The organism is Pigmentiphaga humi, from assembly GCF_900606115.1.
Taxonomy (GTDB): Bacteria; Pseudomonadota; Gammaproteobacteria; order Burkholderiales; family Burkholderiaceae_B; genus Pigmentiphaga; species Pigmentiphaga humi.
Genome location: NZ_UWPJ01000009.1, coordinates 1 through 14666, shown reverse-complemented (window position 1 = coordinate 14666; position 14666 = coordinate 1). Strand labels below are relative to the sequence as shown.

Annotated in this window: 14 protein-coding genes; 6 read left to right on the top strand and 8 right to left on the bottom strand. The window is 67.8% G+C overall.

Annotated features, from left to right (window positions below; genetic code table 11):
- Positions 1-70 precede the first annotated feature (70 nt).
- The 8 genes from rng to PIGHUM_RS05115 form a co-directional block, all read right to left on the bottom strand.
- The gene (rng, locus tag PIGHUM_RS05150; RefSeq protein WP_124078325.1) at positions 71-1537 is read right to left on the bottom strand and encodes a ribonuclease G; all 1467 of its coding nucleotides are present in this window, start codon (positions 1535-1537) and stop codon (positions 71-73) included.
- 46 nt (positions 1538-1583) lie between these two features.
- Positions 1584-2180 (bottom strand): Maf family protein, encoded by a 597-nt coding sequence (locus PIGHUM_RS05145; protein WP_124078324.1) that lies wholly within the window; start codon positions 2178-2180, stop codon positions 1584-1586.
- Positions 2181-2188: 8 nt separating this feature from the next.
- A complete protein-coding gene (gene rlmH, locus PIGHUM_RS05140; RefSeq protein ID WP_124078323.1) occupies positions 2189-2659 on the bottom strand; it encodes a 23S rRNA (pseudouridine(1915)-N(3))-methyltransferase RlmH in 471 nt (156 codons plus the stop codon).
- A gap of 208 nt (positions 2660-2867) precedes the next feature.
- Entirely contained in the window at positions 2868-3227 is a 360-nt protein-coding gene (gene rsfS / locus PIGHUM_RS05135; RefSeq protein WP_124078322.1) for a ribosome silencing factor, read from the bottom strand.
- A gap of 3 nt (positions 3228-3230) precedes the next feature.
- Positions 3231-3854, bottom strand: a complete 624-nt coding sequence (nadD, locus tag PIGHUM_RS05130) for a nicotinate (nicotinamide) nucleotide adenylyltransferase (protein WP_124078321.1) — start codon at positions 3852-3854, stop codon at positions 3231-3233.
- Positions 3851-4759, bottom strand: coding sequence for an oxygen-dependent coproporphyrinogen oxidase (gene hemF / locus PIGHUM_RS05125; RefSeq protein ID WP_124078320.1), 909 nt, complete (start codon positions 4757-4759; stop codon positions 3851-3853). Before hemF ends, nadD begins: the two co-directional genes overlap by 4 nt.
- A complete protein-coding gene (gene purD / locus PIGHUM_RS05120) occupies positions 4756-6051 on the bottom strand; it encodes a phosphoribosylamine--glycine ligase (protein ID WP_124078319.1) in 1296 nt (431 codons plus the stop codon). Before purD ends, hemF begins: the two co-directional genes overlap by 4 nt.
- 6 nt (positions 6052-6057) lie before the next feature.
- Entirely contained in the window at positions 6058-6783 is a 726-nt protein-coding gene (locus PIGHUM_RS05115; protein WP_124078318.1) for a YebC/PmpR family DNA-binding transcriptional regulator, read from the bottom strand.
- Positions 6784-6999: 216 nt separating this feature from the next.
- On the opposite strand from PIGHUM_RS05115, the gene PIGHUM_RS05110 reads away from it, so the two are divergent.
- From PIGHUM_RS05110 to PIGHUM_RS05085, 6 genes are all read left to right on the top strand, one after another.
- Entirely contained in the window at positions 7000-8550 is a 1551-nt protein-coding gene (locus tag PIGHUM_RS05110; RefSeq protein WP_124078317.1) for a helicase HerA-like domain-containing protein, read from the top strand.
- 149 nt (positions 8551-8699) lie between these two features.
- Positions 8700-9188, top strand: a complete 489-nt coding sequence (locus tag PIGHUM_RS05105) for a MarR family winged helix-turn-helix transcriptional regulator (RefSeq protein ID WP_124078316.1) — start codon at positions 8700-8702, stop codon at positions 9186-9188.
- Positions 9189-9287: 99 nt separating this feature from the next.
- On the top strand, positions 9288-10712 hold the full coding sequence (locus PIGHUM_RS05100) for an efflux transporter outer membrane subunit (protein WP_124078315.1): 1425 nt from the start codon (positions 9288-9290) through the stop codon (positions 10710-10712).
- 54 nt (positions 10713-10766) lie between these two features.
- A complete protein-coding gene (locus tag PIGHUM_RS05095; RefSeq protein WP_124078314.1) occupies positions 10767-12059 on the top strand; it encodes an HlyD/EmrA/EmrK family protein in 1293 nt (430 codons plus the stop codon).
- 25 nt (positions 12060-12084) lie between these two features.
- Entirely contained in the window at positions 12085-13686 is a 1602-nt protein-coding gene (locus tag PIGHUM_RS05090) for a DHA2 family efflux MFS transporter permease subunit (protein ID WP_124078313.1), read from the top strand.
- Between the two features lie 123 nt (positions 13687-13809).
- Positions 13810-14652 (top strand): N-acetylmuramoyl-L-alanine amidase, encoded by an 843-nt coding sequence (locus PIGHUM_RS05085; RefSeq protein ID WP_124078312.1) that lies wholly within the window; start codon positions 13810-13812, stop codon positions 14650-14652.
- The last annotated feature ends 14 nt before the right edge of the window (positions 14653-14666 follow it).

The window sequence follows — 14666 nt, the reverse complement described above, 5'->3', positions numbered from 1 at the left end:
ATAAATTCCATTTTCTGGTATTTTTATTCTATTAAATGGCAATTTATATGAGGGTAAATACCAAATTTGATCACATCAAAATGATGTCGTACTGCTCCTGGCTATAAATTCCCTCGACCTGCAGCGAGACCGGCTTGCCGATGAAGTCCCCCAGCGCCGCCAGGTTCTGGCTTTCCTCTTCCAGGAACAGGTCGACCACGGCCTGCGAGGCCAGGATGCGGAACTCCTTGGGGTTGAACTGCCTGGCTTCGCGCAGGATCTCGCGCAGGATCTCGTAGCACAGCGTGCGGGCGGTCTTGACCTGGCCGCGGCCCTGGCAGGTGGGGCAGGATTCGCACAGTACGTGGCTGAGCGATTCGCGTGTGCGCTTGCGGGTCATTTCGACCAGCCCGAGCTGGGTGAAGCCGTTGAGCGTGATGCGTGTGCGGTCGCGCGAGAGCGCCTTGCGCAGTTCGGCCAGCACCGCCTCGCGGTGCTCCAGGTTCTCCATGTCGATGAAGTCCAGGATGACGATGCCGCCGAGATTACGCAGGCGCAACTGGCGGGCGATGGCCTGGGCCGCCTCGAGGTTGGTCTTGAAGATGGTGTCGTCGAAATTGCGCCCGCCGACGAAGCCGCCGGTGTTCACGTCTATCGTGGTCAGCGCTTCGGTCTGGTCGAGGATGAGGTAGCCGCCGGATTTGAGCTCGACCCGGCGCGACAGCGCGCGGCTGATTTCGTCGTCGATGTTGTAGAGGTCGAACAGCGGCCGTTCGCCCGTGTAGTGCACCAGCTTGTCGATGACCGACGGGGTGAACTCGCGCGCCCAGGCCAGCATGCGCGTGAAGCTGCTGCGCGAATCGATCTGGATGGAGGCGGTCTCGGCGCTGGCGACGTCGCGCAGCACGCGCTGCGTCAGGTTGAGGTCTTCGTGCAGGAGCCAGGGGGCGCCTTTGGTGCGCGCCTGCTGCTGCATGATGGACCACAGCTTGCGCAGGTAGGCGATGTCGGCGGCGAGCTCTTCGTCGCTGGCGTCCTCGGCCTGGGTGCGGACGATGTAGCCGCCCTTTTCGTCTTCGGGCACGAGCTTCTGCACGCGGTCGCGCAGCTGCGTGCGTTCGGCCTCGGATTCGATGCGCTGCGAGATGCCGATATGCGGATCGAAGGGCAGGTAGACCAGCATGCGGCCCGCCACGCTGATCTGCGTGGACAGCCGCGCGCCTTTGGTGCCGATGGGGTCCTTGATGACCTGCACCATCAGCGTCTGGCCTTCGAACAGCAGTTTCTCGATGGGGGTGGCGGGGTGTCCGCCGTGGGCGCGCTCCTGCCGGCTTTCGCGGATGTCGGCGATGTGCAGGAAGGCCGCGCGTCCCAGGCCGATGTCGATGAAGGCGCTCTGCATGCCCGGCAGCACCCGCGCCACGCGTCCCAGGTAGATGTTGCCGACGTAGCCCTTCTGCGAGGTGCGCTCGATGTGGAGTTCCTGGACGGCGCCCTGCTGGATGACGGCTACCCGGGTTTCATACGGGGAAACGTTGATGAGGATGTCTTCGGTCATGGACGGTAGGAGATGCGCGAGGGCCCAGTCCGCAGCTTACCGCAGGTCAGGGCAGGGCGATGCCGGCTATCGCGAGCAGGCGCGCGGTCTCGAACAGCGGCAGTCCCATCACGCCGGTGAAGCTGCCGGCGATATGCTCGACGAACACGCCGCCCAGGCCCTGGATGCCGTAGGCGCCGGCCTTGTCGAAGGGTTCGCCGCTGTCGCAGTAGCTGGCAATGTCGCGCTCGTCCAGGGCGCGGAAACGCACACGCGTGACCGAGACGTCTTCATGCAGGATGCCGCCATGTACCATCGCGAGCGCGGTGTGCACCTCGTGCGTGGACCCCGACAGCCGCCGCAGGATGCGGCCGGCATCGTCGCGGTCCAGCGGCTTGCCCAGCACGTCTCCGTCCAGGATCACGGTGGTGTCCGCCGCCAGCACCGGCCGTGCAGGCAATTCGCGCATCTGCATCAGCTCGGCGCCGGCCAGCGCTTTCTCGCGCGCCGTGCGGCGCACGTAGTCGGCCGCGCGTTCGCCGGGCAGCTGCGGTTCGTCCGGTCCTTCTGATGGCGGCGCGAGCAGGAGTTCGTGGTCTATGCCGAGCTGGGTCAGCAGTTCGCGGCGGCGCGGGCTGCGCGAGGCGAGGTAGATGGTGGTCATGGGCCTTCCTAGGCGCGGTGGTAGGGATGGTTGGCCAGGATGGACCAGCCCCGATAGAGCTGCTCGGCCAGCAGCACGCGCACCATGCCGTGCGGCAGAGTCAGGCTGGAGAGCCGCAGCATGCCGTGGCAGCGGCGCTTCAGGTCGGCGTCGAGCCCGTCGGGCCCGCCGATGAGCAGCGCGACGTCCTGGCCGTTGTCGCGCCATTGCCGCATCTGTTTGGACAGGTCCATGGTGGTGAGGTCGCGGCCTCGCTCGTCCAGCGCCAGCCAGCGTCCGCCGGCGGGCAGGACGGCTTCGATGCGCCTGGCTTCCAGGGCTTGCATCTGCGCGGCGGTCTTGCCGGTGGTGCGGGGCTCGGGCCGCACCTCGCGCAGTTCGATGGGCAGGTCGGGCGGCATGCGCTTGGCGTAGTCGGCGAAGGCCTCGTCGACCCATCCGGGCATCCGGTGCCCCACCGCGATAATGATCAGTTTCACCCCCCTACGCGCTGACGCGCGCCCCCCAGGGGGCGGCACTGGCGGACCGGCAGAGCCGGATCCGCTGTGCCCTGGATAGAAACATGCGATTAATCAAGATGTCTCTCTTGCCTAATTGTGTTTGCATGCGAAGCACGTTGGTTTAGACCCAGGAAACCGCGGATCTGGCTCCGCCAGTCCGCCGGTTTCGCCCCCTGGGGGGCGCGCGTCAGCGCGTAGGGGGGGGCGTCATCTTCATGCGGACGGGCTTGCCGCCCCAGACCTCTTCGAGGTTGTAGTACTCGCGGATGGCGGGCTGCATGATGTGGACGACGACGTCGCCCAGGTCGACCAGCACCCATTCGCCGGTTTCCTCGCCTTCGGTGGCGATGACCTCGCCGCCCAGGGCCTTGATCTTTTCGCAGACGTTGGAGGCCAAGGCCCGGGTCTGCCGGTTCGAGGTGCCGCTGGCGATGACGACGCGGTCGAACAGGCTGGTCAGGTGGCTGGTGTTGAGCACCGTGATGTTCTGGGCCTTGACGTCTTCCAGGGCGTCGACGACGGCGCGTTGCAGTTTGCGTATATCCATGTTTTAGACCTGATACAGGCGGTGCTGTGTGATGTATTGCGATACCGCCGCAGGGACGAGGCCTTCGATGGACTCGCCGCGGGCGAGGCGCTGGCGGATGGCGGAGCTGGAAACGGCCATTTCGGGCATGGGCAGGCGGTGCAGCAGGGAGCCGCACGCCCGCATCGTTTCGGTCAGGGGGGCGGACGGTTCGGGCTGGGCGCCGGGCCGGGCCGCCACGGCGAGGTCGGCGAGGGCGACGATTTCCTGCCAGTCGTTCCAGGTGCAGAAGTTGGCCAACTGATCGGCGCCGAGGATCCAGACGTAGCGGACCGGGCGGCCCTGTTCCCTGGCTTCCCGGGTCAGTTCGCGCAGCGTGTCGACCGTGTAGCTGGGGCCGCCGCGTTCGATTTCGATGCGGTTCACCGCCAGCCCCGGGTGGCCGGCCACGGCGAGCGCCGCCATCTCGGCACGCTGCTCGGCGGTGGCAGCCAAGGGCTGCCGTTGCCAGGGAGCGGCGGCAGGAATGAGCTGGACCGAATCCGCCTGAAGGTGTTCGAGCGCCGTTAGCGCCAGGGCCACGTGCGCCGTATGGATGGGATCGAAACTGCCTCCCAGCAATCCGATGTGCGGGACGGTGGCGCTCAAGCCCAGTCCCGCGCCGGCAGCAGTTCGTAGAGGCGCGCCTCGGGCGAACCGGGTTCCGGATGCCAGTCGTAGCGCCACTGCGCGATCGGCGGCATGGACATCAGGATGGATTCCGTGCGTCCGCCCGATTGCAGGCCGAACAGCGTGCCGCGGTCGAAGACCAGGTTGAACTCGACATAGCGGCCGCGGCGGTAGGCCTGGAAGTCGCGCTCGCGTTCGCCGTAGGGCAGCGCCACGCGGCGCTGCACGATGGGAACGTAGGCGTCGAGGAAGTGGTCGCCCACCGAACGGGTGACCGCGAATGCATGCTCGAAGCCGCCTTCGCTGAAATCGTCGAAAAACACGCCGCCCACGCCGCGCGCTTCCTTGCGGTGCTTGAGGTAGAAATACTCGTCGCACCACTTCTTGAAGCGCGGATAGAGATCGGGGCCGCCGGTTTCCAGCGAGGCCTTGCAGGTGCGGTGGAAGTGGACCGCGTCTTCCTCGTGCGGGTAGTAGGGCGTCAGGTCCATGCCGCCGCCGAACCAGAATACGTCGTCGGCATCGGAGGCGTGGACGGACTTGGCGATGAACGCCCGCACGTTCATGTGCACGGTCGGCACGTGCGGGTTGCGCGGGTGGATGACCAGCGATACGCCCATGGCTTCCCAGGGACGGCCGGCCAGTTCGGGGCGGTGCGCGCTTGCCGAGGGCGGCAGCGTGGCGCCGGTGACGTGGCTGAACAGCACGCCGCCGCGTTCGAACATCTGCCCGCCTTCGATCAGCCGCGAAATGCCGCCCCCGCCCTCGGCCCGCTCCCAGACGTCGGTGCGGAAGGGCTGGCCTTCCAGTTCTTCGAGGCCCTGGACGATGCGCGCCTGCAGGCCGGTGAAGTAGCTGCGCATCAGCGCGGTATCGACGTTCATGAGGCGCTCGTGTCGGCCGGAGCAGCGCGCCGGGAGATGGCGCGCCAGCCGATGTCGCGCCGGCATTGCGCGCCGTCGAAATGGATGGACTGCAGCACGTCGTAGGCGCGCTGCTGGGCCAGCTTGACCGAGTCGCCCAGGGCCGTGACGCAGAGCACGCGGCCGCCGCTGGTCTTGACCACGCCGCCGCTTTCGGTGGTGCCGGCGTGGAACACCATGCTGTCGGCGGTCTCGGCCGGCAGGCCGGTGATGACGTCGCCCGAGCGCGGCGTGTCGGGATAGTTGTGCGCGGCCATCACCACGCCCAGCGCGGTGCGGCGGTCCCAGTCGATGTTGGCCTGGTCCAGCGTGCCGGCGACGGCGTGCTCGAAGACTTCGAGCAGATCGCTCTTGACCCGCATCATGATGGGCTGGGTCTCGGGATCGCCCATCCGACAGTTGAATTCGAGGACCTTGATGCCGCTCGCGCTGATCATCAGGCCCGCATACAGGAAGCCGGTGAACGGGATGCCGTCCTTGGCCATGCCCTGGATGGTGGGCCAGACGACCTCGCGCATGATGCGGCCGTGCAATTCGGGCGTCACCACCGGGGCCGGCGAGTAGGCGCCCATGCCGCCGGTGTTGGGGCCTTCGTCGTTGTCCTTGAGGCGCTTGTGGTCCTGGCTGGTGGCCAGCGGCAGCACGTGCCTGCCGTCGCACAGCACGATGAAGCTGGCTTCCTCGCCGTCGAGGAATTCCTCGATCACCACGCGCGCGCCGGCCTGGCCGAGCTTGCCGTCGCCCAGCATCGCGTCGATGGCCTCATGGGCCTGCTCCGGCGTGGCGGCGACCACCACGCCCTTGCCCGCGGCCAGGCCGTCGGCCTTGATCACGATGGGAGCGCCTTGTTCGTCGACATAGGCGTGGGCCTGGGCCGGATCGGTGAAGGTCTGGTACTTGGCCGTGGGGATGTTGTGCCGGACCATGAAGGCCTTGGCGAAATCCTTGGAGCTTTCCAGCTGCGCCGCGGCCTTGGTGGGGCCGAAGATCTTCAGGCCGCGGGCGCGGAAGATGTCGACCACGCCGGCGGCCAGGGGCGCTTCGGGGCCGACCACGGTCAGGCCGACGCCTTCCTGCTCGACGAAGTCGGCGAGCCGTTCCGGGTCGGTGATGGGGACGTTCTGCAGGCGCGGAGTCAGCGCGGTGCCGCCGTTGCCGGGCGCGACGAAGACCTTCTGGGTCTTGGCCGCCCTTGCCAGTTGCCAGGCCAGGGCGTGTTCGCGGCCGCCGGAGCCGATTACGAGGAGCTTCATAAGGAGTTATTCGTCCATGACCGCAGTGGTGTAGACCTCCTGGACGTCGTCCAGGGATTCGAGTGCATCCAGCAGCTTCTGCATTTTCTCGGCGTCTTCGCCCGCCAGCGCCGTGTCGTTGAGCGCCTTCATGACGATGTCGTCCATCTCGGCCTTCAGCCCGGCGGCGTCGAAGGCGAGCTTGACGGCGGCGTAGTCGGCGGGGGCGCTGAGGACTTCGATCACGCCCTCGTCGTCGGTGACCACGTCTTCGGCGCCTGCCTCGAGCGCCACTTCCATGACCTTGTCCTCGGAGGTGCCGGGAGCGAACAGGAACTGGCCGCAGTGCTTGAACATGAAGGCGACCGAGCCTTCCTGGCCCAGGTTGCCGCCGTTCTTGGCGAAGGCATGCCGGACCTCGGCCACGGTGCGGGTACGGTTGTCGGTCATGCAGTCGACGATGACCGCCGCGCCGCCGATGCCATAGCCCTCGTAGCGGACTTCTTCGTAGTGGTCGCCGTCGGCTCCGCCGGCCCCGCGCGCAATCGCCCGCTGGATGGTGTCCTTGGGCATGTTGGCGTCGGTGGCCTTGTCCCAGGCCAGGCGCAGGCGCGGGTTGGTGTCGGGGTCGGCACCGCCGGCGCGGGCGGCAACGGTGACTTCACGTATCAGTTTGGTCCACAGCTTGCCGCGCTTGGCGTCTTGGCGCCCTTTGCGGTGCTGGATGTTGGCCCATTTGCTATGTCCGGCCATGGAAATCGCTTGTGTCGTAACGGTAAAACAGCCATTTTAGCTTGACCGCGGGATACCGGCGCTCGGAGGAATATGCTCTTGATGCCGATACCACAGCCGGAGCGTGATCTGCCCGGGCCGGAGAGCCGCGGCGGGACGGTTTTTGACAAGATCCGCCCCTTGCGCCCAGAATCCCGGCAATTTTCCGCGCCCGTCGGCGCGCTCAACGGAATCGCCATGGCCGCTGCCCCCATCCTCCTCGCCAAGAACGCCCAGGCCGAGCTCTTCCTGCTGCCCGCCATGGCCAACCGGCACGGCTGCATCACCGGTGCGACCGGCACCGGCAAGACCGTCACGCTCCAGGTGATGGCCGAAGCTTTTTCGCGGCAAGGGGTGCCGGTGTTCATGGCCGACGTCAAGGGCGACCTGACCGGCATCGCGCAGGCCGGCGCCAGTTCGCCCAAGCTCGAGGCCCGGCTGGCCTCGCTGGGCCTGGACGAGCCGGCCTGGGGCGCGTGCCCGGCCACGCTGTGGGACGTGTTCGGCGAACAGGGGCATCCGGTGCGCGCCACGATTTCCGACATGGGGCCGCTGCTGCTGGGCCGCATGCTGAACCTGAACGATACGCAGTCCGGCGTGCTGACCATGGTGTTCCGCATCGCCGACGACAACGGCCTGCTGCTGCTCGACCTCAAAGACCTGCGCGCCATGCTGCAGTACGTGGGCGACAACGCGGCCCAGTTCAAGACCCGCTACGGCAACGTCTCGGCGGCCTCGGTCGGGGCGATCCAGCGCGGCCTGCTGGCGCTGGAGGCGCAGGGCGGCGACCGCTTCTTCGGCGAGCCCATGCTCGATATCGACGACCTGATGCAGACCGACGCCAAAGGGCATGGCGTGGTCAACATCCTGGCCGCGGACAGGCTGATGCAGTCGCCCACGCTTTACGCGACCTTCCTGCTGTGGATGCTGTCCACGCTGTTCGAGCACCTGCCCGAGGCCGGCGATACCGACAAGCCCAAGTTCGTGTTCTTCTTCGACGAGGCGCACCTGCTGTTCAACGATGCGCCCAAGGCGCTGCTGGACAAGATCGAACAGGTGGTCAGGCTGATCCGGTCCAAGGCGGTCGGGGTGTATTTCTGCACCCAGAATCCGCTGGACATTCCCGAGACGGTGCTGGGGCAACTGGGCAACCGCGTACAGCACGCGCTGCGCGCCTTCACGCCGCGCGACCAGAAGGCCGTCAAATCGGCGGCCGATACGATGCGGCCCAACCCCGGCCTGGACATCGCTGCGACCATCACCGAGCTGGGCGTGGGCGAGGCGCTGGTGTCGCTGCTCGACGAGAAAGGCCGCCCGGGCGTGACCGAACGCGCTTATGTCGTGGCGCCCGGCAGCCGCATCGGGCCGGCGTCCGGGGCCGAACGCCAGGCCCTGCGCCAGTCTTCCATCGTTGCGGGAGTCTATGAAGAAGCCGTGGATCGCGAGTCCGCCTATGAAATGCTGACCGCCCGCGCCGGGTCTGCCGCCCCGGCCACGGCGGGCAAGGCAGGCAAAGCGGAGCCGCGTCCGGCTCCGGCCGCGAACGAGGCCGGCGATGGCGGCCTGCTCGGCGGCCTGCGCGACGTACTGTTCGGCTCCACCGGGCCGCGCGGCGGACGCAGGGAAGGCATGCTGGAATCCGCCGCGCGCAGCGCCGTGCGTTCTGCCGGCACGCAATTGGCCCGTGAATTGACGCGAGGCGTGCTGGGCTCGCTGCTCGGGAGGAAAAGGCCGCCCCCTACGCGCTGACGCGCGCCCCCCGGGGGGCGGCGCTGGTGGACCGGCAAAGCCGGATCCACGGCGCCCTGGGTTAGATCGCATATTTCTATGCGCCTGGTGTTGCTGTACGGGTCAGTTGCTGCTTTGACAATGATTGCCTAGACAGTGATAATGCCGGCATGGACTATGCGAATCAAGCCGATCAGGCTTCGGCTGCGCGCGGCGTATCCCTGAAGGATTACGACCTCGACGAAAGCCTGGGATTCCTGCTCAAACAGGTCAATCATTCGTTGCAGCGCACGGTCGATGCCGAGATGACGGTGCTCGACCTGACTGCCATGCAATGGGGACCGCTCATGCAATTGGCGCTAGGACGCTGCGAGACTGCCGCTGAACTGGCCCGCTGCGCCTGTTCGGATACCGGCGCGACCACGCGCATGCTCGACCGGCTCGAGTCCAAGGGCTTGATCCGCCGGGTGCGCAGCGCGCAGGACCGCCGGGTCATCAAACTCGAGCTGACGGAGGAAGGAACCCGTGCCAGCGAGCAGGTGCCCGAACGTCTCATCCATGTCATGAACCAGCACACGCGCGGTTTTACCGCGGAGGAAATCGAGCAATTGAAATCCCTGTTGCGCCGGATGATCGCCAATGGAGCCAGCCCCGCCTGAGCGGGGCGGCAGCGAACACCGGCGGCCTTTTCATGTCCAAAAAGCTGCCTAAGCAGTAATAAGCTAGGCAATTAAATTCAGCAAAACGTAAGTATTCCCATGAAGAAACTCTTGCTAGTGCCCCTGGTCGCCGCATTGGCCGCCTGCGCGGGCATGGACCGGGACCCGTCAGAGCATGTGCAGGCGGTCGACGCCGCGCAGCTCGGGATGAGCCTGGACGAGGTGCAGTGGCCCGCGCGGCAGTGGTGGCATCGCTACGGCGACGGCCAGTTGAACGCTCTGGTCGATGAGGCAGTGGCGGGCAGTCCCTCCATCGCGATGGCCCAGGCCCGGCTGGCGCGCGCCGAGGCGGCCGCCGGCACGGTGCGGGCGAACGGCCTGCCGCAGGTCGATGCGACGTTCACCGCCACGCGCCAGCGCTATACCGAGCATGGCATCGTCCCGGCGCCGCTGGCCGGCGCGGTGCGCACCGATGCCCGGCTGGCGCTGAACGTCGGCTACGACTTCGACTTCTGGGACAAGAACGGCGCGCAGCTGCACGCCGCGCTGTCCGAGGGGCGGGCCGCGCAAGCCGAGCGGCAAGCGGCCGCGAGCCTGCTGGCGGCCTCCGTCGGCACGGCCTACTTCAATTTGCAGCGGCTGTTCGCCCAGGGCGAGGTGCTGCGCTCGGCCATCGATCAACGCAACGGCGTGGTCGAGCTGACGCGCCAGCGCTACGCATCGGGCCTGGATACCCAGGTCGAGGTCAAGCAGGCCGAGTCGGCGCTGGCCGAGGCCCGCACCCAGCTTGCCCAGGTTGACGAAGGCGTTGCCTTGCAACGCAACGCGCTCGCCGCGCTGGTGGGGCGGGGTCCGGAGCGGGGCGTGTCGCTCCAGCCCGTGAAGCTGGCGGCGCCCGCGGCAGCCGTGCCCGATTCCGTGCCGCTGTCGCTGCTGGGCCGGCGCGCCGACATCGTCGCGGCCCGCTGGCGGGTCGAATCGGCACGCGGCAGCGTGGACGCGGCCAAGGCCATGTTCTATCCCGACGTCAACCTGGCGGGCTTCATCGGCACGTCGGCGCTGGGCCTGTCCAATCTGTTCCGGTCGGGCAGCCAGATCGTCGGCGTGGGGCCGGCCATTACGCTGCCCATTTTCGAAGGCGGCCGGCTCAATGCCAACCTGACGGGCCGGCAGGCCGACGCCGACCTGGCCATCGCCACCTACAACCAGACGGTGCTGCATGCCGTCAACGAGGTGGCGGACGCGTTGGCCTCCATTCGTGCACTGGAGCGCGAGAGCGCCGAGCAGCGCAAAGCCAGGGAGGCCATCGAACAAGCCTACGAACTCGCGGTCAAGCGTTACCGCGCCGGCCTGGGCAACTACCTGAGCGTGCTGGCCGCGCAAGGTTCCGTGCTGGCCCAATCCCGGCTCGACGCCGATCTCAAGGCTCGCGCACTGACGCTTGACGTCGCGCTGGCCAAGGCGCTGGGCGGCGGCGCGGACTTGTCCGCCAGCCAGCCCGCGCCGCTCGCCGCCGGCGGCTGAGCATTCCTTTTTTCAAGCATGTGATTCGCACCCCTATTCAAGCCAAGGTTGTATATGGAAACCGCACAATCCGCCCCCGCTAGCCCCCGCAAGAAGCTGATGCTGGGCGCCGCCGCCGTCTTTGCCGTCGCCGCCATCGGCTATGGCGCATGGTGGGCCATCGTGGCGCGCCACTACGAGAAGACGGACGATGCCTACGTGCAGGGCAATCTGGTCCAGATCACGCCGCAGATCGCCGGCACGATCGTCGCCATCCAGGCCGACGACACCGACTACGTCGAGGCGGGCGCGCCGCTGGTCCTGCTCGACGAGGCCGACGCCCAGATGGCGCTGGACCAGGCCCGGGCGGCACTGGCCCAGACCGTGCGCCAGGTCCGCACGCTGTATGCCAGCAATGGCGCGCTGGGGGCCAACATCACGGTGCGCCAGGCCGAGATCGAGCGCGCCCAGGCCGACCTGGCCAAGGCCCAGAACGACGCCAGGCGGCGCCAGGACCTGGCCGCGTCGGGCGCCGTCAGCGGCGAAGAACTGCTGCATGCGCAGACGGCCGTCAGCAACGCCAAGTCGGCGCTGGCTTCGGCGCAGGCCGCGCTGGTGGCCGCGCGCGAGCAGCTGGCGACCAATACCGCGCTGACCGACGGCACCACGGTCCAGGCGCATCCGAACGTGCTGGGCGCCGCCGCCAAGGTGCGCGAGGCCTTCCTGAACCTGTCGCGCACCGCGCTGCCGGCGCCGGTGACCGGCTACGTGGCCAAGCGCAGCGCGCAAGTGGGGCAGCGAGTCGCGCCCGGCGCGCCGCTGATGACCATCGTGCCGCTGCAGCAGGTCTGGGTCGACGCCAATTTCAAGGAAGTGCAGCTCGGCCGCATGCGCATCGGCCAGCCGGTGACGCTCGAGGCCGACGTCTACGGCTCCAAGGTGGAATACCACGGCAAGGTGGCCGGCCTGGGCGCCGGCACCGGCAGCGCCTTCGCGCTGCTGCCGGCGCAGAACGCCACCGGCAACTGGATCAAGGTGGTGCAGCGCCTGCCGGTGCGCATCGTGCTCGACGCCAGGGAGGTCGAGGCCCATCCGCTGCGCATCGGCCTGTCGATGAACGTGTCGGTGGACGTCTCCGACACCGGCGGCGCCGCGCTGGCTGCGGCGCCGCGCAGCGAGCCGGCCTATACCACCGACGTCATGGAGCATGCGCGCGAGGAAGCCGACGCCCTGGTGGCCGCCACTATCGCCGAGAACCTGGGCAAGGGCGCCGCGCAGCCGGCCCGCCCGGCGGCAGCCGCCAAGGCCGCGCCGCATCCGATCGCGGTCCGGCCGGGCAATGCGCGCCCGGGCCCGGGCGCGCTGTGAGCGGAACGCCGGACCGGGATATTCGATGACCACTTCCGTTTCTTCGCAGTCCGACGCGCCCGCCGACACGCGGCCCGCGCCGCAGGATTCGTATCCGCCCCTGCAGGGCGGCCAGCGCCTGCTGGGCACGATCGCGCTATCGGCCGCGGTGTTCATGAACGTGCTCGACACTTCGATCGCCAACGTCTCGCTGCCTGCCATTTCGGGCGAACTGGGCGTGAGCACGAGCCAGGGCACCTGGGTAATCACTTCGTTCGCGGTAGCCAACGCCATTTCGCTGCCCCTGACCGGCTGGCTCACCATGCGCTTCGGGCAGGTGCGGTTGTTCATCGCATCGGTGCTGCTGTTCATCGTGGCCTCGTGGCTGTGCGGGCTCGCGCCCAACCTGGAGTCGCTGATCGCCTTTCGCGTGCTGCAGGGGCTGGTGGCCGGGCCGATGATCCCGCTGTCGCAGACCTTGATGCTGGGCAGCTATCCGCGCGAGAAATCGGGGATGGCGCTGGCCTTGTGGGCGATGACGACCCTGGTGGCGCCGGTGGCCGGGCCGCTGATGGGCGGCTGGATCTCCGACAACTACTCGTGGCCGTGGATCTTCTACATCAACATCCCGGTCGGCCTGCTGTCGGCATGGGCGACCTGGATGATCTACCACAAGCGCGAGTCGCCCATCCGCAAGCTGCCCATCGATACCGTGGGGCTGGTGCTGCTGGTGGTCTGGATCGCCGCCCTTCAGATCATGCTGGACAAAGGCAAGGAGCTCGACTGGTTCGCCAGCGGCTTCATCGTCACGCTGGCGGTGATCGCCGTGGTCGGCCTCGTCTTCTTCGTGATCTGGGAATTGACCGACAAACATCCCGTCGTGGACCTGAGGCTGTTCGCCGGCCGCAACTTCACGGTGGGGGCGCTGACCTTGTCCGTAGCCTACGCGGTGTTCTTCGGCAACGTGGTGCTGCTGCCGCTGTGGCTGCAGACGCAGATGGGCTACACCGCCACCGATGCCGGCCTGGTGACCGCGCCGGTCGGCCTGCTGGCCATCGTGCTGACGCCGGTGGTGGGCCGCATGCTCGCCCACACCGATCCGCGGGTGCTGGTAACGATGGCCTTCGGAGTATTCGCCGGGGTCAGCTTCATGCGCGCGGGCTTCACGCCGCAGTCCGACATCATGACGCTGCTCGAACCCACCTTGATCCAGGGGGCGGGCATGGCTGCTTTCTTCGTGCCGCTGGTGTCGCTGACTCTGGCCGGGCAGCCGGCCGAAAAAATCGCCAGCGCGTCGGGCCTGTCCAATTTCCTGCGCATTACGGCAGGCGCGTTCGGCACCTCGATCTCGACCACCATGTGGGAGGACCGCGCCGCCATGCACCATGCCCACCTGGCCGAACACATCGCCACGGACAGCCCGGCGGCGGGCCAGGCGCTGTCCAGCATGCAGGCCGCGGGCATGTCGCCGGAGCAGGCCATGGCGTCGATCAACAACATGATCAACGGCCAGGCGCTGACCATGTCGGCCGTCGACATTTTCTACGGCTCGGCCATCATTTTCGTGGTCCTGACCGCGATGGTGTGGTTTGCGCGCCCGGGCAAGCGCGGCCAGGGTGCGCCGGCGGACGCGGGCGGCGCGCACTGAGCGCAGAGGGGCAGGGGGCGGCGGCATCTGCCGTCTTCCCGTTCGCGCCAGGCCGCCTCGGCTGCCGATGGCGGTGGGTTATCGTAGCGAGAGCCCATCCACTTCCACGTTTCTTCGATGCGCATGCCGTTTTTTTCTCTCGCACGAGCGCCGGGCACGATCCTGGCGCTGTCCGCGCTGCTGGCGCTGCAGGCCTGTACGACGCCGCGGGATGCCGGCCGGCTCGAGATCGATACGTCCATCGATGCCCGCAGCCAGGGGAGCCGCGTCAAGTTCGTGGTGCTGCACTACACGGTGTCGGATTCCGCCCGGGCGCTGGGCACCCTCAGCCAGGGCGAGGTCAGCAGCCACTACCTGGTGACCGATAGCGATCCGCCCCGCGTCTACCGCCTGGTCGACGAAAGCCAGGCCGCGTGGCACGCCGGGCGCAGCGAATGGCAGGGGTATAGCTGGCTCAACCGCACCTCGATCGGCATCGAGATCGTCAACCGCGGCCCGATGGGCGCCGCGCCGGACGGTACGCCGCTCTGGCAACCCTATGACGCGGCGCAGATCCGGGCAGTGAAGGCATTGCTGCGCGACATCGTCGCGCGCCACGGCATCGCGCCCGAGGACATCGTCGGCCACAGCGACATCGCGCCGCTGCGCAAGCAGGATCCCGGGCCGCTGTTCCCATGGAAGGAACTGGCGCAAGAGGGCTTCGGCCGCTGGTACGACGAATCCGTCGCCCAGGCCCTGGCCGAGCGCTTCATCCAGCAAGGCCTGCCCGACGCGGCCTGGGTGCAGCAGCAACTGGCGCGCCTGGGCTACGGCGTCCCTCAAACCGGCGAATTCGACCAGCAGACCCGCACCACGCTCGCAGCCTTCCAGATGCACTACCGGCCCGCCCGCTACGACGGCGACCTAGACCCCCAAACCGCCGCCATCCTAGCCGCCCTCCTGGCCGCCACCCCCGACGCCGACTAAAACCCAAAGAACCC